At 75.3% G+C, this 20,766-nt stretch carries 21 protein-coding genes and 3 tRNA genes; 12 read left to right on the forward strand and 12 right to left on the reverse strand.

Translation table 11 applies throughout. The features are described from left to right. Positions 1-229: 229 nt before the first annotated feature. The 6 genes from ACI8AK_RS10950 (at position 230) to ACI8AK_RS10975 (ending at position 3,172) form a co-directional block, all read left to right on the forward strand. A complete protein-coding gene (locus ACI8AK_RS10950) occupies positions 230-994 on the forward strand; it encodes a DUF3566 domain-containing protein (protein ID WP_387988645.1) in 765 nt (254 codons plus the stop codon). Between the two features lie 119 nt (positions 995-1,113). Beyond that, positions 1,114-1,187, forward strand: a tRNA-Ile gene (locus tag ACI8AK_RS10955). A gap of 74 nt (positions 1,188-1,261) precedes the next feature. Then, a complete protein-coding gene (locus tag ACI8AK_RS10960; protein WP_387988646.1) occupies positions 1,262-1,411 on the forward strand; it encodes a DLW-39 family protein in 150 nt (49 codons plus the stop codon). 40 nt (positions 1,412-1,451) lie between these two features. After that, a tRNA-Ala gene (locus ACI8AK_RS10965) sits at positions 1,452-1,524 on the forward strand. A gap of 218 nt (positions 1,525-1,742) precedes the next feature. After that, positions 1,743-2,276: a peptidylprolyl isomerase gene (locus ACI8AK_RS10970; protein WP_456956232.1), complete on the forward strand. Its 534-nt coding sequence runs from the start codon at positions 1,743-1,745 to the stop codon at positions 2,274-2,276. Between the two features lie 128 nt (positions 2,277-2,404). Next, a complete protein-coding gene (locus ACI8AK_RS10975) occupies positions 2,405-3,172 on the forward strand; it encodes a rhomboid family intramembrane serine protease (protein ID WP_456902138.1) in 768 nt (255 codons plus the stop codon). A gap of 16 nt (positions 3,173-3,188) precedes the next feature. Here the strand turns inward: ACI8AK_RS10975 and ACI8AK_RS10980 are convergent, their stop codons facing one another. Beyond that, positions 3,189-3,596: a PH domain-containing protein gene (locus tag ACI8AK_RS10980; RefSeq protein ID WP_387988649.1), complete on the reverse strand. Its 408-nt coding sequence runs from the start codon at positions 3,594-3,596 to the stop codon at positions 3,189-3,191. Between the two features lie 468 nt (positions 3,597-4,064). Next, positions 4,065-4,337: a cell division protein CrgA gene (gene crgA, locus ACI8AK_RS10985; protein ID WP_387988650.1), complete on the reverse strand. Its 273-nt coding sequence runs from the start codon at positions 4,335-4,337 to the stop codon at positions 4,065-4,067. Between the two features lie 138 nt (positions 4,338-4,475). On the opposite strand from crgA, the gene ACI8AK_RS10990 reads away from it, so the two are divergent. Further along, on the forward strand, positions 4,476-5,240 hold the full coding sequence (locus ACI8AK_RS10990) for a DUF881 domain-containing protein (RefSeq protein ID WP_387988651.1): 765 nt from the start codon (positions 4,476-4,478) through the stop codon (positions 5,238-5,240). 25 nt (positions 5,241-5,265) lie between these two features. After that, positions 5,266-5,916 carry an aminodeoxychorismate/anthranilate synthase component II gene (locus tag ACI8AK_RS10995; RefSeq protein ID WP_387988652.1) on the forward strand — a complete coding sequence of 217 codons (651 nt, stop codon included), beginning with the start codon at positions 5,266-5,268 and terminating at the stop codon, positions 5,914-5,916. Positions 5,917-5,976: 60 nt separating this feature from the next. On the opposite strand, the gene pknB is transcribed toward ACI8AK_RS10995, so the two are convergent. From pknB to ACI8AK_RS11030, 7 genes are all read right to left on the reverse strand, one after another. Then, complete coding sequence (pknB, locus tag ACI8AK_RS11000; RefSeq protein WP_456956234.1) at positions 5,977-7,929, reverse strand: Stk1 family PASTA domain-containing Ser/Thr kinase; 1,953 nt, start codon at positions 7,927-7,929, stop codon at positions 5,977-5,979. 136 nt (positions 7,930-8,065) lie between these two features. Then, positions 8,066-9,889: a protein kinase domain-containing protein gene (locus ACI8AK_RS11005; protein ID WP_456902134.1), complete on the reverse strand. Its 1,824-nt coding sequence runs from the start codon at positions 9,887-9,889 to the stop codon at positions 8,066-8,068. Next, positions 9,889-11,331 (reverse strand): peptidoglycan D,D-transpeptidase FtsI family protein, encoded by a 1,443-nt coding sequence (locus tag ACI8AK_RS11010; protein ID WP_456902133.1) that lies wholly within the window; start codon positions 11,329-11,331, stop codon positions 9,889-9,891. Before ACI8AK_RS11010 ends, ACI8AK_RS11005 begins: the two co-directional genes overlap by 1 nt. Continuing rightward, a complete protein-coding gene (locus ACI8AK_RS11015; protein WP_387988656.1) occupies positions 11,328-12,740 on the reverse strand; it encodes an FtsW/RodA/SpoVE family cell cycle protein in 1,413 nt (470 codons plus the stop codon). Before ACI8AK_RS11015 ends, ACI8AK_RS11010 begins: the two co-directional genes overlap by 4 nt. Further along, a complete protein-coding gene (locus ACI8AK_RS11020) occupies positions 12,740-14,161 on the reverse strand; it encodes a PP2C family protein-serine/threonine phosphatase (RefSeq protein ID WP_456902132.1) in 1,422 nt (473 codons plus the stop codon). Before ACI8AK_RS11020 ends, ACI8AK_RS11015 begins: the two co-directional genes overlap by 1 nt. A 67-nt stretch (positions 14,162-14,228) precedes the next feature. Next, positions 14,229-14,690: an FHA domain-containing protein FhaB/FipA gene (locus ACI8AK_RS11025; RefSeq protein WP_387988658.1), complete on the reverse strand. Its 462-nt coding sequence runs from the start codon at positions 14,688-14,690 to the stop codon at positions 14,229-14,231. A gap of 13 nt (positions 14,691-14,703) precedes the next feature. Beyond that, positions 14,704-15,525: an FhaA domain-containing protein gene (locus tag ACI8AK_RS11030; protein ID WP_387988659.1), complete on the reverse strand. Its 822-nt coding sequence runs from the start codon at positions 15,523-15,525 to the stop codon at positions 14,704-14,706. Positions 15,526-15,701: 176 nt separating this feature from the next. Here ACI8AK_RS11030 and ACI8AK_RS11035 point away from each other — a divergent pair. Both ACI8AK_RS11035 and ACI8AK_RS11040 read left to right on the forward strand, forming a co-directional pair. After that, a tRNA-Leu gene (locus ACI8AK_RS11035) sits at positions 15,702-15,784 on the forward strand. A 252-nt stretch (positions 15,785-16,036) separates the two neighbouring features. After that, positions 16,037-17,332, forward strand: coding sequence for an NAD(P)/FAD-dependent oxidoreductase (locus tag ACI8AK_RS11040; protein WP_456956236.1), 1,296 nt, complete (start codon positions 16,037-16,039; stop codon positions 17,330-17,332). Position 17,333: 1 nt separating this feature from the next. On the opposite strand, the gene ACI8AK_RS11045 is transcribed toward ACI8AK_RS11040, so the two are convergent. From ACI8AK_RS11045 to ACI8AK_RS11055, 3 genes are all read right to left on the reverse strand, one after another. Next, complete coding sequence (locus tag ACI8AK_RS11045) at positions 17,334-17,729, reverse strand: nuclear transport factor 2 family protein (protein WP_387988661.1); 396 nt, start codon at positions 17,727-17,729, stop codon at positions 17,334-17,336. Between the two features lie 74 nt (positions 17,730-17,803). Further along, entirely contained in the window at positions 17,804-18,241 is a 438-nt protein-coding gene (locus tag ACI8AK_RS11050; RefSeq protein ID WP_456956238.1) for a DUF1707 SHOCT-like domain-containing protein, read from the reverse strand. Between the two features lie 96 nt (positions 18,242-18,337). Beyond that, complete coding sequence (locus ACI8AK_RS11055) at positions 18,338-19,501, reverse strand: acyl-CoA dehydrogenase family protein (protein ID WP_456956240.1); 1,164 nt, start codon at positions 19,499-19,501, stop codon at positions 18,338-18,340. Between the two features lie 96 nt (positions 19,502-19,597). Between ACI8AK_RS11055 and ACI8AK_RS11060 the strand changes: the two genes are divergently transcribed. Both ACI8AK_RS11060 and ACI8AK_RS11065 read left to right on the forward strand, forming a co-directional pair. Further along, positions 19,598-20,185 (forward strand): TetR/AcrR family transcriptional regulator, encoded by a 588-nt coding sequence (locus ACI8AK_RS11060; protein ID WP_387988664.1) that lies wholly within the window; start codon positions 19,598-19,600, stop codon positions 20,183-20,185. After that, on the forward strand, positions 20,182-20,652 hold the full coding sequence (locus ACI8AK_RS11065) for a GNAT family N-acetyltransferase (protein WP_456956242.1): 471 nt from the start codon (positions 20,182-20,184) through the stop codon (positions 20,650-20,652). Before ACI8AK_RS11060 ends, ACI8AK_RS11065 begins: the two co-directional genes overlap by 4 nt. The last annotated feature ends 114 nt before the right edge of the window (positions 20,653-20,766 follow it).

The following is a 20,766-nucleotide window of genomic DNA, read 5'->3' on the forward strand; positions in this document are numbered from 1 at the left end:
CCCCCCCCCCCCCCCCCCCCCCCCCCCCCCCCCCCCCCCCCCCCCCCCCCCCCCCCCCCCCCCCCCCCCCCCCCCCCCCCCCCCCCCCCCCCCCCCCCCCCCCCCCCCCCCCCCCCCCCCCCCCGGCTCCCGCTGACGGACACGACCGGCGCCCGGGCGCCTCCGGCACCACGCCGGACCGCCCGGGCGCGAGAGCGCGGCGAGGGCCGCAGGCGAACGGGAGAACGGCATGAGCGACCGGCCGCAGGCGGTGCGCACCGGGGTCCGCCCGGACGGCGCAGCCGGAGCGGACGGAGCCCCGGCGACGGGCTCGGCGCCCGCCACCGGCCAGACGCCCGCTCCGTCCGGGGCGACCCCGGCCGGGGCCACGCCGGCGGGCGCGGGCCCGTCGCTGGCCAAGCCGGTCACCGGCCAGGCGCCCGCCCGGCAGGTGCCGCCCGTGGCCCCGCCGCAGGCGCCCCAGCAGGCTCCCCGTCCGGCCGACGCGACCATGCCGGGGCCGGTGAGCGCCACCCAGGCGGTCCCGCCGGCCGCGGTGGCCGCCCCGCCGGCGGCGGCCCGGGCTCCCCAGCAGCCGCCGGCCGCGCAGCAGCAGGCCGGCAAGCAGGCCAAGAACCGCGGCAACCGCGGTCCGCGGCGGGCGCGGCTGCAGCTGCGGCACGTCGACACCTGGTCGGCGCTGAAGATCTCGCTGGTCCTGTCGATCGCGATGTTCTTCATCTGGATGGTCGCGATCGGGATCCTGTACGGGGTCCTGTCCGGGCTCGGCGTCTTCGACACCCTCAACGACCTGTTCGGCCAGCTCGGCACGTCGTCGAGCGGCGAGGGCGGCGGCGACGTCATCACCCCGGGCGTCGTCTTCGGCGGGGCGGCCGTCATCGGCGCGATCAACATCGTGCTGATGACCGCGCTGTGCACCGTCGCGGCGTTCATCTACAACCTCTGCGCCGACCTGGTCGGCGGCCTCGAGGTCACGCTCGCCGAGCGGGACTAGACGGAGGACCCCTCTGCCCCCCACCGCTCGCAGACGCGCGGCGGGACCCTGCAGAGGGGCCGCCCTCGGACCCCCCCGTCGGGGCCCGGGGGTGGCCAGGTAAGCTGGTCGAGGTCCACGGGCCTGTAGCTCAGGCGGTTAGAGCGCATCCCTGATAAGGATGAGGCCGGAGGTTCAAGTCCTCCCAGGCCCACCCGTGAACCGGTGCCCCGGCACCGCGACAGCGAGGCCCCGTCCGTGGCCGCCGTCGTACCCAGGAGGTACCGCGTGCTGAAGAAGCTGGCCCTGGCCGCCGTCGCGGCCGGTGCCGTCGCCGCCGTCCGCAGGCGCTCGTCCGGCGGCGGCAAGGCCGAGGCCGACCTCTGGCACGAGGCCACCAGCGGCCCGCAGTCGGTCAGCCGCCCGACCACCCGCTGAACCCGGGCTCCCGCGCGGAGCTCCCGGGGACAGCGCCCCCGGGGACGTAGCTCAATTGGCAGAGCACCGCCTTTGCAAGGCGGGGGTTAGGGGTTCGATTCCCCTCGTCTCCACCGCAGGACGCCGGTGCGTCCGCCGCTCGGCCCGGCCGCGAGCGCCGGCCTCCCGCAGCCGGTGATCGCGCCTCCGCACGGCCTCGACGGCCGGGGCACCCGGCCCAGCGCCGTGTAGGTCCGCCGGCACGTCCTGCCGGCACGCCGCCTGCGTCGTCCCCCTGGGGTGGTCCGCTCCCCGTGCTCGGGGTCGGCGGAGCAGTGGGAGAGTGGGCGGCGTGACCGAATCGACCCCCGCACGCCGTGCCGTGCTGCACACCAACCACGGCGACATCACCGTCGACCTGTTCCCCGACCACGCGCCGAAGACGGTCGCGAACTTCGCGGACCTGGCCGAGGGCCGCCGCGAGTGGACGCACCCGGCGACCCGGCAGAAGACCACCGACCCGCTGTACGACGGGACGGTCTTCCACCGGATCATCGACGGCTTCATGATCCAGGGCGGCGACCCGCTCGGTCAGGGCTTCGGCGGCCCGGGCTACCAGTTCGGCGACGAGTTCCACCCGGAGCTCACCTTCAACCGCCCGTACCTGCTGGCCATGGCCAACGCCGGGCCGGGCACCAACGGCTCGCAGTTCTTCATCACCGTGAGCCCGACGCCGCACCTCAACCGCAAGCACACGATCTTCGGCGAGGTCGCCGACCAGACCAGCCGCGAGGTCGTGGACCGCATCGCCAAGGTCCGCACCGGCCGCAACGACCGCCCCGTCGAGGACGTCGTCATCCAGTCGGTCGAGGTGCAGCGCAGCTGACCACCGGTCCCGACGACGGGGGCGCCGGCCGGCCGCCGGCGCCCCCGTCGGCCACCTGCTACCGCCACCCGGACCGGCCGACCGGCGTCCGGTGCGCGCGCTGTGACCGGCCGATCTGCCCGGAGTGCATGACGCCGGCCGCCGTCGGGTTCCAGTGCCCCGACGACGTCCGGGCCGGTTCCGCCGGGGTCCGCCGTCCCCGGCCGGTGTCCCGCTGGTCCGGCGCCCGCCGCCGGTTCGGCCCGGTCACCGTCTCGCTGGTCGCGGTCAACGTCGTCGTCTTCGTCGTCACGGCGGTGTCGGCGGTGTCGGTCGGCCAGAGCCCGCTGGACAACTGGCGCTCGCCGGTGTTCGAGGAGTTCTCGCAGGTCCCCGTCCTCGTCGACGTCTTCGGCCAGGACTGGCGGTTGCTCACCGGGGCGTTCCTGCACATCGGGATCACCCACCTGCTGCTGAACATGCTCAGCCTGCTGGTGTTCGGCCCCGAGCTCGAGGGGCGCCTGGGCCGGTGGCGCTACCTCGCCGTCTACCTGGTGTCCGCCCTGGGCGGCGCCGTGGCCATCCAGCTGCTCGGCGAGCCCGCCCGGCCCGTGGCCGGGGCGTCCGCGGCCCTCTACGGCCTCCTGGGCTCCCTCGGCGTGCTCCTGCTGGTCGCCCGCCAGGACCTGCGCGGCCTGCTCACCCTGCTGGCCATCAACGTGGTCATCAGCTTCCTGCCCGGCGTCTCGCTGCTGGGCCACCTCGGCGGCCTGGTCGCCGGCGCCCTCGCCACCGGGCTGCTCGTCCTCACCCGCCGGCGGACGGCGGCGCAGGCGCTGTCGCTCGTGGTGCTCGCCGCGGTCCTGGTGACCCTCGCCCTCGCCGTACCGGTACCCCTGGTCGTCCTCGGCCTCTGAGGGCCCGTCCCGCGCCTCAGGCGGGCCGCCGCGCCTCGAGGGCCTGGGCGACCGACGCCGGGTCGGTGCCCAGGTCCCGGCGGCCCAGCAGCACGAGGGTGCCCTCGTCGTCGGGGTGCGCGGCGGTGTCGAGCTCCAGCAGTCGCGAGCGCACGCCCAGCCGCCGCGTCGTCCGCAGCCGCACCCGCAGGCCCGGCCACGGCAGCCGGGTGCGCCCGGTGAGCGTCCGCACGACGACGCCGGCGTCGTCCACCGCCAGCCGCGGCCGCAGGGCGAGGTCGCGCAGCGCCGCGCCCACCAGGAGCACTCCGGCGGCGCCGACCAGCACCCGTCCCGCCGCGTCGAGCCCCAGGGCGGCCAGCGTCAGCAGCACCCCGCCGAGCCCGAGCGTGACCGTCTCCGCCGTCCGCGCCGACCACTGCACGTCCCCAGCCTCCCAGGACGTCCACGGCGACTCTGTCCACAGGCCGGGAGAGGTAGGGACGCCCGTCCGCAGGCGGGGATCTGCCCAGCTCGGCCCGCGTGTCGACTCCTCGACCGCAGTGCCGCGCTCGCGCTCGGTGACCGTCCCGGTGCTGCTGTCATGTCGACACATCCACAGCTGGGTACACAGCTGGGGACAAAGCACAGACCTGTAGTTACTCGGGTGCCCTTCTCGTCACACGTGCCTCACCAGTTGCGAAAGCGCAGGTCAGCGAGGTGTAGTCGAACAGGCGTTCTCCACATGCGGTGGACAACCCTGGGGGTAGGGCGTCATGTCGACCTGTGGATCCACCGGTGGTGTGTGCACAGCGGTCCACACCCCCGGTGTCCACCGCCGGACGGCCCCCGTGTACACGAGAGGCCCCCGTCCCGGGTGCGGGACGAGGGCCTCTCGGGAGAGGTGTGGCGGCTACCGCCAGCGCATCGACATGACGAGGCCGACCACCATGGCGCCGAAGCCGATGGCGAAGTTCCACGCCCCCAGCGACACCATGAACGGGATCTGGTCGCCGGCCACGTAGTAGACGACGATCCAGAGCAGACCGAGCAGCATGAGCGCGACCATGAGCGGCGCGTACCAGCGCGGGCTCGGCTGGACGGCCCGTGCGTTGGCCGCGCGCGACTGCAGCACGCCCTCGGGCGGCGTGTAGACCGACTTCTTGCGGACCTTGGACTTGGGCACTCCGACCGTCTCCTGCTGACTCGCTGGGGTGCCGGTCCGTCGCGACCGGCACGATCGCTCCCCAGCCTAAGCTCCGAGGGGACCAGCACGGCCGCGTCCGACGGCGTGCCTCCCCCTCCCGTCCCCCCAGGAGCCCGCGTGACCGCCTCCGAGCCGCCGGTGGGCCCCTCCCGGCGCCGGTCGGCCTGGGGCGCCCTGGTGCCCGTGGTGGCGCTCGCGGCAGGGCTGCTGTTCGCCACCTCCGGCCAGACCGCCGAGGGCTCGGACCTGCGCGCCGGCGACGTCACCGAGCTGTCCGAGCTCATCGCCCAGCGCAACGAGGTCATCGCCGGCCAGCAGGAGCAGCTGACCGCGCTGCAGCGCCGGACCGAGGCGCTCACCGACCAGGCGGCCTCCCGCGACGGCGCCGTCGCCTCGGCCCAGGCGGCGGGCGACGCCGGCGCCCTGTCGGCGGGCCTGGTCGCCCTCCGCGGTCGCGGTGTGGAGATCACCCTCGACGACGCCCCGCGCCGGCCCGACGGCAGCCTGCCGACGGGCGCCCGCCCCGACGACGTCGTCATCCACCAGTCCGACGTGCAGGCGGTCGTCAACGCCGTCTGGGCGGCCGGCGCCGACGGCGTGGCGATCATGGACCAGCGGCTGATCGCCACCAGCGCCGTCCGCTGCGTCGGCAACGTCCTGCTCCTCCACGGGCGGACCTGGTCACCGCCGTTCGTCGTCACCGCGATCGGCGACCCCGCCGCCATCCGCGCGCAGCTGGACGCCTCCCCGCAGGTGGCGGTGTTCGAGCAGGCGGTCGAGGACTTCGGGCTCACCTTCGCCGTGCGCGACCGGCCGGAGGTCACGGTGCCGGCCTACACCGGCCCGCTGGACATGGCACACGCCACAGCCGCTGACGGCTGACCGGGCGCTGCTGTACACAGGGAGCGTGAGCAGGCCCGTCCTCGTCGTCGACAACTTCGACAGCTTCGTCTACAACCTGGTCCAGTACCTGGGCCAGCTCGGCGTGCAGTGCGTCGTCCGGCGCAACGACGCCGTCACCGTCGACGAGCTGCCCGACCTCGACGTCGCCGGCGTGCTGCTGTCCCCCGGCCCGGGCACGCCCGCCGGCGCCGGCGTGACCGTCCCGATGGTGCGGGCCGCCGCCGAGGCCGGGACGCCGGTGCTGGGCGTGTGCCTGGGTCACCAGGCGATCGCCGAGGCCTTCGGCGCCGAGGTCGTCCGCGCGCCGGAGCTGCTGCACGGCAAGACCAGCGAGGTCGTGCACGACGGCGTCGGCGTGCTGGCCGGGCTCCCCTCGCCCTTCACCGCCACGCGCTACCACTCGCTGGCCGTGGACCGGGCCACCGTGCCCGACGAGCTCGAGGTGACCGGCGCGACGGCGTCGGGCATCGTCATGGCGCTGCGGCACCGGGAGCTGCCCGTCGAGGGCGTGCAGTTCCACCCCGAGTCGGTGCTCACCGAGGGCGGCCACCAGATGCTGGCCACGTGGCTGGCCGCGTGCGGCCTGGCGCCCGACCCGGCCGTCGTCGAGGCCGCCGCCGCGGGCGCCCGCCGTCTCTCCGCCGCCGCCGTCTAGCCCCGTCACGACGAAGGGCCCCTCCCGGCCGGGAGGGGCCCTTCGTCGTCCCGCGGTCGCTCACATGGGGGTGTTCGGGTCGCCGTCCTGGCCGCCGGGGCCGGGGCTGCCCGTCGTCGGCGTGGCCGTCTCGCGGGCGACCAGCAGGGTGATGGTCCCGTCCGGCGCCACCGTCTGGCCGGGCTGCGGGTTGCTGCCCACCACGGTGCCGTCGGCCTGGCCGGGGTCGGCCTCGGTGTCCTGGACCGAGACCGTCCCGGTGAAGCCGGCCGCGGCCAGCGTCTGGCGGGCCTGCGCCTCGGTCTGCCCGACGATCGCCGTCGGGACGGTGACCTCCGCGGCGCCGCCGGACACCTGCAGGGTGATCGGCTGGCCGGCGGACGCCTGCTGGCCGGCGGCCGGGTTCGTCCCGACGACGGTGCCGGCGGGCTGGTCGGAGTCGACCTCGGTCACGGTCAGGTTGGTGAAGCCCGCCGTCCGCAGCGCCTCCTGGGCGGCGTCCTGGGGCCGGCCGGCCACGTCCGGGACCTCGTCGGTGCCGTCGGACACCGACAGCGTCACGGTGGTCGCCGGGGCGACCGCGGCGCCCTCCTCCGGGTCCACCGCGACGACGGTGCCCTCCTCGGCGAGCGAGTCGGCCTGCTCGGTGTTCACGCTGCCGGTGAAGCCCGCGTTCTCCAGCGCCGTGCGGGCCCGGTCCTCGTCGAGGTCGACCACCTGCGGCACGGTCACCGTGTCCGGGGCGGTCGCGACGGTCAGGTCGACCTCCGTGCCCTCGTCGACGCGGGCGCCGCCGGCGGGCGTCGTGGCGAGCACGGTGCCGACCGCGTCCTCGTCGTCGGTCACCTGCGGCGTGACGTCGCCGACCTCGAGGCCCGCGGCCTCGACGGCGGCCTCGGCGTCCTCCCGCTGCTGACCGACCAGCCCCGCCGGCACGGTGACCTGCGCGGCGGCCTGGGGCCGCGGCTCCTCGTCGCCGGAGCCGACCAGCAGGGCCACCCCGACGACGGCGCCGATGAGCACCAGCGCGCCGACGACGAGCGCGACGACCCGGTTGCGCTTGCGCCGGCGCGCGGCCGCGTCGTCGTCCCAGCCGCCGTCGCCGTACGCGGGCGTGGCGCCGAGGATGGTGGTCTTCTCCTCGTCGCCCATGACCGGCGTGGCCTCGACCCGCTGCCCGGCCAGGGCCCGGAGCAGGTCGTTGCGCATCTCGGCGGCCGACTGGTACCGGTTCGCCGGGTTCTTGCTCATCGCCTTCATGAGGATGGCGTCGAGCTCCGGCGGCACGGCCGGGTTGATCGAGGACGGCAGCCGCGGGTCCTCGCGCACGTGCTGGTAGGCGACCGAGACCGGCGAGTCGCCGGTGAACGGCGGTGCGCCGCAGACCAGCTCGTAGAGCAGGCAGCCCAGCGAGTAGACGTCGGAGCGGGCGTCGACGGCCTCGCCGCGGGCCTGCTCGGGGGAGAGGTACTGCGCGGTGCCGATGACCGCGGCGGTCGAGGTCATCGTGGCGGCGGAGTCCGACACCGCGCGGGCGATGCCGAAGTCCATCACCTTGACGGTGCCCTGGGGCGTGATCATCACGTTCCCGGGCTTCACGTCGCGGTGCACGATGCCGTTGCGGTGGCTGAAGTCCAGGGCGGCGCAGATGTCGGCGGCCAGGCTCATCGCCCGCTCCGGCTGCAGCACGCCCTCGCGGCGCAGCACGTCGCGCAGCGTCTCGCCCTCGACGTACTCCATGACGATGTACGGCGTCGCGCCGCTGGTCGTCCGGTCCTCGCCGGTGTCGTACACCGCGACGATCGACGGGTGGTTCAGCGAGGCGGCCGCCTGCGCCTCCCGCCGGAAGCGCACCTGGAACGAGGGGTCGCGGGCCAGGTCGCTGCGCAGCACCTTGACCGCGACCTCGCGGCCCAGCCGCAGGTCGCGCCCGCGGTGCACCTCCGCCATCCCGCCGCGGCCGAGCACCCCGCCGATCTCGTAGCGCTCACCGAGCACCTGGGGGGTGGTCATGCGTGGTCCTCTCGGGCGGTGCTCTGGCGGGTCGCGGGCGTCCCCGGGCAGCAGGGAACGCCGGGAGTGCGCCCGGTTCCGGCGGTCACCCTAACGGGCGACGCCGCCCGGTCCCGGGCGGCGCGAGGGAGCGGCGTCACGCCGGCGGTTCCTGCGCGGCCACGTTCGCGGCGTCGGGCGGCCACTGGCCCTGCCCGTTGGTCGAGGCCCCGGCCCCCTCGCTCACCGTCGGCTCCGTGGTCTGCACGGGCGGCGGCGGCGCGGTGGTGCCGGGCTGGGTGACCGGCGGGCTGTCCGACGTCGTCGGCGCGGGCTGCTGCTGGGTGGTGGTGGTCGGGGCCGGCGTGGTCGTCGTCGGCGCGGGCTGCTGCTGGGTGGTGGTCGGCGCGGGGGTGTCCTCGTCGCCGGAGCCGCCGTCGTCCTGACCGCCGGAGTCGCCGCCGGTGTCCTCGGACTCCTCCTCCGGGGTGTAGTCCTCCTGGGCCACGTACAGGGTGACGGTGGAGCCGCGGGGGACCGGGATGCCGCTGGGGTCGACGGCGGCGACGTCGCCGGCGCTGAGCTCGATGCCCGCGGCCGCCAGCTGGCCGGCGTCGGCGTCGGCCCGGGTCACCTCGAGGCCGGCCTCCTCCAGCTCGGCCTGCACGTCGTCGGCGTCCTCGCCGATGTACTGCGACGCGGCGGGGATGTTGACCAGCTGCTGCGTCACGCCGGCCGAGCCGCTGGCCGACGAGGTGCTCGCCGAGGGGCCGGCGGTCGTGCCGTCGCGGTCGTCCCCACCGCCGAGGAGCAGCCAGGCGCCGGTGACCAGCCCGGCGACCACCAGCAGGGAGACCAGCGCCCACACCCACCGGCGGTCGCCCCGGCGCGGCGCGGCGCCGTCGTCCCACCGCCGCTCGTCGCCGTCGACGGGCGGGCCCTGCAGCGGGGGCATGGTGCGCGCACCGGCGGCGTGCCGGCCCCCGGTGCGCGGGCCGGCGGCCGCGGCGCCGAGGGCGGCGCCGGCGGCCGCCCCGGTGAGCGGACCGCCGAGGACGCGGGTGCCCTCGCCGTCGACCTCGGGGATCACCTCGGTCGGCGCGGCGGCCATCGCCCCGGTGGCCGACGTCGTGGGCGCGAGGCCGCCGCCGGCGGCCACCGAGCGGATCGCCGCGGCGAAGGCGGCGCCGTCGGTGAACCGGTCGGCCGGGTCCTTGGCCAGTGCGCGCTCGACCAGCAGCCGCACCGCCGGCGGGATGTCGCCCGGCAGGGGCGGCGGCGGGCGGTTGATGTGCGCCAGCGCGATGGCCACCTGGGAGGTGCCGTCGAAGGGCCGCACGCCGGTGAGGCACTCGTAGCCGACGACGCCGAGGGAGTAGACGTCGGAGGCGGCGGTGACCTCCATGCCCTGCGCCTGCTCCGGCGACAGGTACTGCGCGGTCCCGACCACCATGCCGGTGCGGGTCAGCGGCGTGGTGTCGCGGGCGCGGGCGATGCCGAAGTCGGTCAGCTTCACCACGCCGTCGGGCCGGACGATGAGGTTGCCCGGCTTGATGTCGCGGTGCACCACCCCGGCGGCGTGCGCGGCCGACAGGCCGTCGGCGGCCTGGCCGAGGACGTGCAGCGTCCAGTCGACCGGCAGCCGCCCCTCCTCGTGGAGGATCGTGACCAGCGGCTTGCCCTCGACCAGCTCCATGACGAGGAAGGCCAGCTGGCCGTTGCCGCCGTCGGCGCTGGTCTCGCCGTAGTCGTAGACCGAGGCGATGTTCGGGTGCGACAGGGCCGCGGTGTGCCGCGCCTCGTTGCGGAACCGGGCGACGAAGCTCGGGTCGCCCATGTACTCGCTGCGCAGCACCTTGGCGGCGACGACGCGGTCGAGGACGCGGTCGCGCGCCCGCCAGACCTCGCCCATGCCGCCCGTGGCGATCGGCTCGGTGATCTCGTAGCGGCCGGCCAGGATGGTGCCGGTGGACAGGGCCATCAGCCCCCCTGACCCTCGAGGTAGGCCTCGATCACGTCGCGCGCGATCGGGGCGGAGACGTCGCCGCCGGTACCCCCGCCGTTCGCCACGAACACCGCGACGGCGATCTGCGGGTCGTCGGCCGGGGCGAAGCCGATGAACCAGTTGTGGTCGGGGCCGGCGTTCTGCGCCGTGCCGGTCTTGCCGGCGACCTCGACGCCGGGCACCTGCGCGCGCCGGCCGCTGCCGTTCTCCACGACGCTGACCATCATCTCGGTGAGCTGGTCGGCGACCTCGGGCGTGACCGGCCGGGAGAACTCCTCCGGGTCGGACCGGTCGATGACGGTGAGGTCGGGGGCGCGCACCTGGTCGACGAGGTAGGGGGTCATCAGGGTCCCGTCGTTGGCCACGGCCGCGGCGATCATCGCCGCCTGCAGCGGGGTGGTCCGGACGTCGCGCTGGCCGATCGAGCTCTGGCCCAGCGCCGCTTCGCTCTCGATGTCGCCGATGCTGCTGCCGGCGACCTCCAGCGGGATCTCCATGCCGTCCCCGGTCATCCCGAACGCCTCGGCCATCTCCCGCACGCGGTCCTCGCCGAGGTCGATGCCCAGCTGCGCGAAGGCGGTGTTGCAGGAGATGGTCAGCGCGTCGATCAGCGACTGCTCCTGGCTGCTGCTGCAGGAGGACCCGTTGAAGTTCTCCAGCGTCGTCGACGTGTCCGGCAGGGTGAGCAGGTCGGGGGCGGGGACGACGGTGTCCGGGGTGTACTCGCCGGTCGCCAGCGCGGCCGCCGAGACGATCACCTTGAAGATCGAGCCGGGCGGGTAGTTGTCCTGGGTCGCCCGGTTGAGCCGCGGGTCGGTCTCCATCGCGTCCAGCTGGTCGGCGTAGGCGCGGATGGCGGCGGGGTCGTGGCTGGACAGCTGCCCGGGGTCGTAGGTGGGCGTGCTGGCCATGCCGAGCACCGCGCCGGTGGACGGGTCGAGCGCGACGACCGCGCCGGTGACGCCGTCGAGCCCGGCCATCGCGGCCTCCTGGACGGCGGCGTCCATCGTGAGGACGACGTCGCCGCCGGCCGGGTCGCGGCCGGTGAACAGGTCGGCCAGCCGCCGGGTGAACAGCCGGGCGTCGGAGCCGGTGAGCACGTCGTTGGCCGCGCGCTCCATCTGGGCGCTGTTGTAGAGCAGCGAGTAGTAGCCGGTGACCGCGGCGTACGTGGGCCCCTGCGGGTACTGCCGCAGGTACTCGAGCGTGTCCTGGGTGGGGACCGACAGGGCCACCTCGGTCCCGTCGACGACGATCGAGCCGCGCTCGCGCGAGTACTCCTCGGTGAGCACGCGGGTGTTGCCCGGGTCCTCGCGCAGCTCGTCGGAGCGCACGACCTGGATGTAGTTGACGTTGACGATGAGCAGCGTGAACAGCACGAGCACGCTGATCGCCACCCGGCGCAGCGGCGCGTTCACGTGGACACCACCTCGGTCGGGGCGTCGCCGAAGGCGGCCTTCGGGGGAGCGGGCGGGGTGGCTGGTCGGCGGGCGGCGTCGCTGATCCGCACCAGGATCGCGACCAGCCCGAAGTTGGCCACCAGCGAGGACCCGCCGTAGGCGACGAACGGCGTCGTCAGGCCGGTCAGCGGCAGCAGGCCGGTGACCCCGCCGAGGACGACGAACAGCTGCCAGGCGACGGCGAACGCCAGGCCGCCGGCCAGGAGCTTGCCGAAGGCGTCGCGCACGATCAGCGAGGTGCGCAGGCCGCGCTCGACGAGCACCAGGTAGATGACGATGACGGCGACCAGGCCGAACAGGCCCAGCTCCTCGCCGATCGCCGAGGCGATGAAGTCGCTCTTGGCCACCGGCACCTGGTCGGGGCGGCCGCCGCCGAGCCCGGCGCCGAACAGCCCGCCGGTACCCAGCCCGAACAGCGACTGGACCAGCTGGTAGCCGCCCTCGTCGCGGTAGGCGAAGGGGTCCAGCCAGGTGTCCACGCGCACGCGCACGTGGCCGAAGAGCTGGTAGGCGAGGAACGCGCCGCCGGCGAACAGCCCCAGGCCGATGAGCAGCCAGCTGGCCCGCTCGGTGGCGACGTAGAGCATCACCACGAAGATGCCGAACAGCAGCAGGGAGCTGCCCAGGTCGCGCTCGAAGACGAGCACGAGGATCGACACGACCCAGACCACCAGCACCGGGCCGAGGTCGCGGCCGCGCGGCAGCTCCAGGCCCATGACCCGGCGGCTGGCCAGCGCCAGCACGTCACGCTTGTCGACCAGGTAGGCGGCGAAGAAGACGATCAGGCAGATCTTGGCGAACTCGCCGGGCTGGATGCTGAAGCCCGCGACCCGGATCCAGATCTTGGCGCCGTAGACCTCGGAGACCGACGCGGGCAGCACCGCGGGCAGCGCGAGCAGCACCAGGCCGACCAGGCCCAGGGTGTAGGCGAAGCGGGACAGCAGCCGGTGGTCGCGCAGCACGACGACGACAGCGACGAACAGCGCCACGCCCAGGGTCGCCCACAGCAGCTGGACCGGGGCGTCCTCGCGGGTGGCCTCGCCGTCCTGCAGCCCGGCGAGGTCGAGCCGGTGGATCATCGTCAGCCCGAGGCCGGTCAGCACCGCCACCGCGGGCAGCAGCAGCGGGTCGGCGTAGGGGGCGAACCGGCGGACGACGAGGTGCACGACCAGCCAGAGGGCGGTGAACCAGCCGCCGAAGGTCAGCAGGTCCGCGCGCAGCGAGCCGGTGACCGTGACGTCGACGATGCACTGCGCCGCGAGGGTGATGAGGACGGCGAACCCGAGCAGCGCGAGCTCGGTGTTGCGCCGCCGGGGCGGGACCGTCCCCGGCGCGGGGGCGCGCGGGTCGGTCGAGGGGCCGCCCATCACTCCGCCTCCCGGCAGTCCACCCCCGGCTCGGGCGACGACGACGGGGAGCCCGACGTCGGCGCGGCCTCGGTGCTGCCGCCCGCGCCCGACCCGGAGGGCAGCGCCCCGGCGTCCGGGGAGGGCAGCGCGCCGTCAGGGAGCGGCGACAGCGAGGCCTCGGCCGACGGGGGAGCGTCGTCCGAGGTGGTGGAGGGTTCGGGGTCGCACGGCGGGAGGGTCGCGTCGTGCAGGTCGCGCACGATGCGCTGCGCGTCGTCGGCGTCGCTGGCCTCGATGCCCTGCCGCACGCTGTTCTGGTCGTAGGAGGACAGGTCGTCGAGCGCGATGTCGGTGACGTCGTCGACCCGGTAGAGGTCCAGGCCGAGCAGGGCGGTGTCGAAGCCGCGGTAGACCGCGACCCGGTCGCCGCCGTCGGCGGCCGCGACGCCGACGAACCAGTGGGTGAGCACCCACAGCCAGGTGGCGATCGCGCCGACCGCCAGGACCAGCACCGCCCCCACAGCGACGAACAGCCGCCGCCGAGGGCGGCGGCGGTCGGGGGGAGCGGCGGCCGTGGAGCTGTTCGTCGGTGGTGGGGGCGGCGGGGGCGGGGGGTCGGCGAGCGCCGCCCGGCCGGCCGCCGAGCGGGGGTCGACCTCGCGCTGGCCGCGGTTGTCCCCGGCCGCGCCGTCGACCACCGGCTCCATGGAGGTGCCCGTGCCGGAGTCCTCGACGACGTCGGCGACGATCACGGTGATGTTGTCCGGGCCGCCGCTGCGCAGCGCCAGCTCGACGAGCCGGTCGGCGGTCGACTGCGGGTCGGGGTCCTTGAGCGCCTCGGCCAGCGTCTCCTCGCTGACCACGCCGGACAGGCCGTCGGAGCACAGCAGGTAGCGGTCGCCGGCGCGGGCCTCGCGCATCGACAGGTCGGGGTCGACGTCCTGGCCGTTGAGCGCCCGCAGCAGCAGCGAGCGCTGCGGGTGGTGGTTGGCCTCCTCGGGCGTGATCCGCCCGTCGTCGATGAGGGTCTGCACGAACGTGTCGTCGTGCGTGATCTGGGTGAGGACGCCGTCGCGCAGCAGGTAGGCGCGGGAGTCGCCGACGTGGCACAGCGCCAGCCGGCCGCCGGCGAACAGGACGGCGGTGAGCGTGGTGCCCATGCCCTCCAGCTGCGGCGACTCGCGGATGACCTCGCGCAGGTGCTCGCTGCCGTCGAAGACCGCCTCGCGCAGCGCCTGCAGCATGTCGCCGCTGGGCGCGTCGTCGTCGAGGTGCTCGAGCGCGGCGATGACCACCTTGCTGGCGACGTCGCCCGCGGCGTGCCCGCCCATGCCGTCGGCCACGGCCAGCAGCCGGGGCCCGGCGTAGACCGAGTCCTGGTTGTTGCCGCGGACCAGACCGCGGTCGGAGCGGGCGGCGTAGCGCAACGCGAGGCTCATCGGGACCTGCTCACGTCTGGTCTGCCGCTCCCCGTGGTCGTCTGCGTGCTCGTCCGGAAGGTGCCCATCAGCGCAGCTCCAGGGCGGTCTGACCGATGCGGATCGGCTGGCCGGGAGCCACGAGCAGCGGCCCCTGCACCCGCTGCTGGTCGAGGTAGGTGCCGTTGGTCGAGCCGAGGTCCTCGACGTACCACTGCCCGCTGCGGTTGGTCAGCCGGGCGTGCCGCGAGCTGGCGAAGTCGTCGGTGAGGACGAGCGTCGAGTCGTCGGCGCGGCCGATGAGGATGGGCTGCTCCCCGAGCGTGATCTTCGTCCCGGTCAGCGGACCGGCGGTCACCACGAGTGTGCGGGGGCCGCGTCCGCGCTTGCGGGCGGGGGTCGCCGCGGCGCGGGGCGGGACCGAGGCGACCCGCCCCGTGCGGCCGCCGAACAGGTCGGCGCGGACGACGCGGAACGCGGCGAAGATGAACAGCCAGAGCAGCAGCAGGAACCCGAAGCGGAAGACCTGCAGCACGATCTCGGCGGTCACGGCCGGCTCCCGTTCACGCGCCGTCCTGCCGGTACACCAGCACCGAGTGGCCGATGCGGATGACGTCGCCGTCGGACAGCGCCTGCCGGCTCACCCGGCGGCCGTTGACCAGCGTGCCGTTGGTCGACCCGAGGTCCTCGACGACGGCGGTCCCGTTCTCCAGGACGCAGTCGGCGTGCTTGCGGCTGACGCCGGTGTCGGGCAGCCGGATGTCGGCGTCGGTGCCGCGGCCGATGACGTTGCGGCCGGTGGTGAGCTCGTGCCGGGTGCCGGGCCCGTCGACGACGAGCACGTGGGTGACGCCGGGGCGGGAACCCGCGCGGCCGACCACCGAGGGGTGCTGCCGCCCGGTGTCGGTGGCCACGCGGCCGTGCAGCGGCGGGAGCGGGGGGACCGCGCCGGAGCCGTGCAGCGGCGGCGCCGGCGGGACGGCGGGGGAGTCGGCGCGCGAGCCGGGGCGGGCGGGGTCGGCGACGTGCGAGCTGACCTCGAACACGCCGGTCGGCAGGTCGTCGTCGCGCTCGAGGCGGACCTGGACCTCGCCGAAGACCTGCCAGCCCTCGTCCTCGATGTGCTCGGACACCATGTCGGCGAGCTCGGAGGCGAGCTGCCCGGACCACTCGGCGAGGTTGTCGTAGTCGGTGGGGCCCAGGCGGACGTCGTAGACGTTGGGCGCGAGCACCCGGCCCTCGCCCATGACCGACTTCTGCTCGTCGGCCTCCCGCTGCAGCGCCTTGGCGATCTCGGCGGGGTGGACCTTGCCCTTGAAGATCCGGGCGAAGGCGAAGCCGACCATCCCCTCGAGCCGTCGCTCGAAGCGCTGCAGCACGCCCACAGTCGCTCCCCCACGCTCGCCCGTACAGGTGATCCTCGACTGATCGTAGCCGGGTGGTTGCGTCGTGACCGGCCAGGAGCGCGTGACACCCCCGGGCCCGGCCGGCGCCGCCGGGCCCGGGAGCGGGACCCCTCCGCCGGGTCCTGCCGGCGGGCTGCTACTGTCGTTCCTCGCCAGGGCAAGTGGCGGAATGGCAGACGCGCACGGTTCAGGTCCGTGTGTCCGGAAGGACGTGGGGGTTCAACTCCCCCCTTGCCCACCCAGACGAACGGCCCCCGGGATCCCCGGGGGCCGTTCGCGTTCCCCGGGCCTCCGATCAGCACCTCCTCGACCAGGACGGGCGCGGGCCGGCACCAAGACGCCCGCGGCTCGCTGCGGATGGCGGTGGGGCCCGTACCGAACGCCGTGCCACGCCTGAAACCGTCGGCGGCGTCGGGCGGGGACTTGTCCGCCGCAGCGGTCCCGAGGACGGTTACCCGGGCACGGGGACCGGCCCGCGGAGGCCTGCGACATGAGTCCGAGACCGACCCGCTCCACCGCGTCCGACGACGTCGACGCCGACGTCGTCGTCGTGGGCGGCAGCATCGCCGGCTGCACGGTCGCCACCCTGCTGGGCCGTGCCGGGCTGCGCGTCGTCGTCCTGGAGGCCCACCGGGACCCCGCCGCCCACAAGCGGCTGTGCACGCACTTCATCCAGTCCTCGGCGCTGCCGACCATGCGCAGGCTGGGCTTGGACGAGCCGCTGGAGGCGGCCGGCGCGGTGCACAACGACACCGACCTCTGGACCGAGGCCGGCTGGATCCGGCATCCGAGCCCGCGCCCGGACCTGCCGCCGCATGGCTACAACGTGCGGCGGCAGGCGCTCGACCCGCTGCTGCGCTCCCGCACCGCCGGCACACCCGGGGTCGAGGTGCGCCACGGCGTACGGCTGCGCGACCTGCTGCGCGAGGACGGCCGGGTCGTCGGCGTCCGCGCCGACGCCGGCGGTGACCCGCTGGAGATCCGCGCGCGGCTGGTCGTGGGAGCGGACGGCCGGGGGTCACGGACGGCGTCGCTGGCCGGCCTGCCCGGTCGGGAGGCACCCAACGCCCGGTTCGCGTACTTCGCCCCCTATCGCGACGTCGGCCTCCCCGAGCCGGGCGTCTCGAGGATCTGGTTCCTCCCGTCGGGGCAGGCCTCGTACGTGTTCCCCAACGACGACGGCGTGACGGTGATCGCGACCTTCATGCCGAAGGAGCGCCTGCCGGAGTTCCGGTCCCGCCCGCTGGAGGACTCGCTGCGGGCGTCGTTCACCGGGTTGCCCGAGGCGCCCGACCTGGCCGGCGTGGAGCGGGTGGGCGACGTCGTGGGCACGGTCGACTACCCCAGCGTCACGCGGCGGCGGGTCACCGGGCCGGGCGTCGCGCTGGTGGGGGACGCGGCGCTGGTCGGGGACCCGGTGTGGGGCGTCGGCTGTGGCTGGGCGTTCCAGACCGGGGAGTGGCTGGCCGATGCCGTGGCACCGGAGCTCCTCGACGGCCGGGTGCCCGTCCGGGGCCTGGCCGCCTACGGCCGGCGGCACCGCCGCCGGCTGCTCCCGCACCAGCGCATCCTGGTCGACCTGTCGTCGGGGCGGCCGTTCAACCGGTTCGAGCGGCTCGTCTTCGGCGGCGCGGTGCACGACGAGCGGGTGGCCCGCACCGTCGCGGCCTTCGCGACCCGCAACGCACCACCGACGGTCCTGTTCTCCCCGGTCCTGCTGGCGCGGGCGGCCCGCGCGCGGCGGAGCGCGGGCCGCACCGCGGTCGCCGCCGGGGCGCGGGAGTGACCTACGCGGTGCCGGCGGTCTCCTGCAGGAAGGCGGCGGAGTCGTAGTAGGTGCGGACGCCGGTCAGCAGGCCGTCGTCGGACCCGTCGCCCTCGATCACGGTGACGCCGCGGTAGGTGAACGGCTTCCCGTTGCGCAGCGTGCCGCGCGACTCCCACTCCAGCGCGGCCGTGTTCTCCCCGACGGACCGCGACGTGAACGTCGTCTCCAGGTCGCCGAAGACGTTGCGGTAGTCCTCCCAGAAGCGCCGGGCGCCGTCGCGGCCGCGCGCCTCGTGGTCCTGGTTGAGCTTCATCAGCTCGGCGTCGTCGCCGGTGAGGTCGACCAGCGGCTGCGGGTCGCGCTCGGCGTCGAGGTGGTGCAGGGCGTCGGCGAAGCGCTCGGTGAGCGTGTGCACGGTGGTCCTCCGGGGCTCTCGGCTGCGGTCCCCCGGAGGGCTACCCGGCGGATGCGGGACGGACCCGCACCGGTTCAGGCGGCCGGCCGCCGTCCACCGCGCCGCTCGCCGAGGGTGCGGGCGAGCAGGACGACGCCCCACGGGCCGACGACCCACACCGGCCACGGGTAGACGAGGTCACCGCTGCCGAGCATCGACACCAGCCAGATGCCGACGACGATCACGCCGGTCACCAGCCAGCTCGTCCAGGCCGCGCGCAGGTCGTTCCCCCACGCGCCGTGCCAGGCGCCGCCGTACGCGGCCGCGGCGGCAGGGCGGGGCGCCGGGCGGGCGGGGTGGGGCAGGTCCGCGGTGAGCTCGGCCAGCTCGCCGTAGGTCCGGGCGGTGTGCGCGCGGGCCGACCGGTCCTCGTACTCGGCCAGGGTCAGCCGGCCGTCGGCCAGCGACTCGTCGAGGCGGGTGACGACGGCGGCGCGGTCGGCGTCGGCGGCGCGCAGGTGCGGCTCGGGCATCTCGGGGCTCCTCGTCGGCGGGTGACCCGAGTCTTTCCCGCCGCGACGGCGGTCACCATTGACAGACGTCACGAGTCGGCCGTGCGTCCTGCACGGTCAGCCGTTCGCGGGCACGGCCTCCCTGGCCAGGTGCTTGCCGATGACCATCCGCTGGATCTGGTTGGTGCCCTCGAAGATCTGCATGACCTTCGCCTCGCGCATGTACCGCTCGGCGGGGTGGTCGCGGGTGTAGCCGGCCCCGCCGAGCACCTGCACGGCGTCGGTGGTGACCTTCATGGCGGCGTCGGTGGCGACCAGCTTGGCGATGCTGGCCTGCCGGGCGTAGGGCTTGCCGGCGTCCTTGCGGCGGGCGGCGACCAGGTAGGTGGCGCGGGCGGACTCGACGGCGGCGGCCATGTCGGCCAGCAGGAACGCCACGCCCTGGTGGTCGACGATGCGCCGGCCGAACGCCTCCCGCTCGAGCGCGTAGGCGACCGCGACGTCGAGCGCGGACTGCGCCAGCCCGACGGCGACGGCGCTGACCCCGAGCCGGCCGGAGTCCAGCGCGCCGAGGGCGATGGCCAGGCCGCGGCCGGGCTCGCCGACCATCCGGTCGGCGGGCACCGCGACGTCGTCGAGCCGGATGGCGGCGGTGGTGGAGCCGGTGAGGCCCATCTTCTGCTCGGGCGGCGCGGCGGAGAAGCCGGGCAGGTCGGGGGTGAGGTGGAAGCAGGAGATGGCCCGCTCGCCGTCGTCGGGGGTGCGCAGGAAGGTCGTGTAGAAGTCGGCCTGCCCGCCGTGGGTGACCCAGGCCTTCTCGCCGGTGGCCACCCAGCCGTCCTCGGTGGTCTTGGCGGCGGCGCGCATGGCCGCGGGGTCGGAGCCGGCGTGCGCCTCGGACAGGCAGTAGGCGCCGAGCAGCCGGCCGCCGACCATCTCCGGCAGCCACCGCTCGCGCTGCTCGGGGGTGCCGAACCGGTCGACCGGGCCGCAGGCGAGGGTGTGCACGCTCACCCCCAGCGCGACGCTGGCCCAGCGCATGGCCAGCTCCTCGACCACCTGCAGGTAGACCGCGTAGGGCTGCCCGCCGCCGCCGACGTCCTCGCCGAAGGGCAGGCCCAGCAGGCCCGCCTCGCCGAGCAGGGTGAACACCTCCCGCGGGAAGCGCTCCTCGCGCTCGTACTCCCCGGCCCGCGGCGCCAGTTCGGCGTCGGCGATCTCGCGGGTGAGCGCGATGAGGTCGGCGGCCTCCTGGGTGGGCAGCTCACGGTCGACGGCCACGGGGTCCCCCTCGTCGCGGATCAGCGGCAGTACCGGCAACAGTACGGCAGTACTGTCCGTCGTCCAGGGGCATGCTGTCCGCCCGGAGGAGGTGCCGTGACGACGACCGACACCGGCGAGCGGCGGCTGACCGCGCGCCAGGCGCAGCTGCTCGACCAGCTCACCGAGGTGTTCCTCGCCGAGGGCTTCGCCGGGTTCACCCTCGAGGACCTCGCCGTCCGGCTGCGCTGCTCCAAGACGACGCTGTACGCGCTCGCCGACAGCAAGGAGCAGCTCGCCGTCCGGGTGGTGCGGCACTTCTTCCGCCGGGCGACGGCCGCCGTCGAGGCGCGGACCGCCGGGGAGACCGATCCGGCGCGGCGGGTCACCGCGTACCTGGAGGCCGTGGCGGGGGAGCTGACCCCGGCGTCGCGGGCGTTCTACCGCGACCTGGAGGCGTTCCCGCCGGGACGGGCCGTGTACGAGCACAACACCGCCGCCGCCGCCGAGCGGGTGACCGCGATGATCGCCGACGGCGTCGCGGCCGGCCGGTTCCGCGAGGTGCACCCGGCCCTGGTGGCCGACACCGTCACCACGCTGATGTCGCGCATCGGCCGGGGCGACACCGCCCGCGCCACCGGCCTGGACGACGCCGCCGCCTACCGCGAGCTCGCCGCGCTGCTGCTGCACGGGATCAGCCGGTGACGGTCCTGCTCGAGCCCGCCGCCTGGGACGACGACGAGGTGCGCCGGCTGACCACCGCCCAGCAGGCCGAGCTGCGGGCCCGCTACGACGGCGACGGCGAGCCGGGGACGCCGCCGTCGGCCGCGGACGTCAGCGTCGTCCTGGTCGCACGGGACCCGGACGGGACGGCGGTCGGCTGCGGTGCGCTGCGCGCCCTGGGCGACGGCGCGGCCGAGGTCAAGCGCATGTACGTGGCGCCGGAGGCCCGCGGCCGGGGCGTGTCCAAGCTGGTGCTCGCGGGGCTGGAGGCCGCGGCGCGCGAGCGCGGCTGGACGACGCTGCGGCTGGAGACCGGCCCGCGCCAGCCCGAGGCGATCGCGCTGTACGAGGGGGCGGGCTACCGTCCGATCCCCGCGTTCGGCGCCTACGTCGACGCCCCGGACGCCGGGTGCTCGCTGTACTACGAGCGGGACCTCGGCCCGGCCTGACCGGGATCGGGGTCAGGCCGGCAGGAGGTCGTCGGCCTCGTCGGGCAGCGTCCACGCCGGGTGCCGGTGAAGCAGCAGACCGGAGGCCAGCCACGGCAGGAAGCCGAGGCAGAG

Source organism: Geodermatophilus sp. SYSU D00867 (assembly GCF_054050315.1).

Bases quoted from the DNA above. Each gene is read 5' to 3' on its own strand.
- ACI8AK_RS11050 (WP_456956238.1), bottom strand. From the start codon at position 18,241: ATGCCCGAGCCGCACCTGCGCGCCGCCGACGCCGACCGCGCCGCCGTC.
- pknB (WP_456956234.1), bottom strand. From the start codon at position 7,929: ATGACCACCCCCCAGGTGCTCGGTGAGCGCTACGAGATCGGCGGGGTG.
- ACI8AK_RS11020 (WP_456902132.1), bottom strand. From the start codon at position 14,161: ATGAGCCTCGCGTTGCGCTACGCCGCCCGCTCCGACCGCGGTCTGGTC.
- ACI8AK_RS11015 (WP_387988656.1), bottom strand. From the start codon at position 12,740: ATGGGCGGCCCCTCGACCGACCCGCGCGCCCCCGCGCCGGGGACGGTC.
- ACI8AK_RS10950 (WP_387988645.1), top strand. From the start codon at position 230: ATGAGCGACCGGCCGCAGGCGGTGCGCACCGGGGTCCGCCCGGACGGC.
- ACI8AK_RS11005 (WP_456902134.1), bottom strand. From the start codon at position 9,889: ATGGCCCTGTCCACCGGCACCATCCTGGCCGGCCGCTACGAGATCACC.
- ACI8AK_RS11040 (WP_456956236.1), top strand. From the start codon at position 16,037: ATGAGTCCGAGACCGACCCGCTCCACCGCGTCCGACGACGTCGACGCC.
- ACI8AK_RS10975 (WP_456902138.1), top strand. From the start codon at position 2,405: ATGACGCCGGCCGCCGTCGGGTTCCAGTGCCCCGACGACGTCCGGGCC.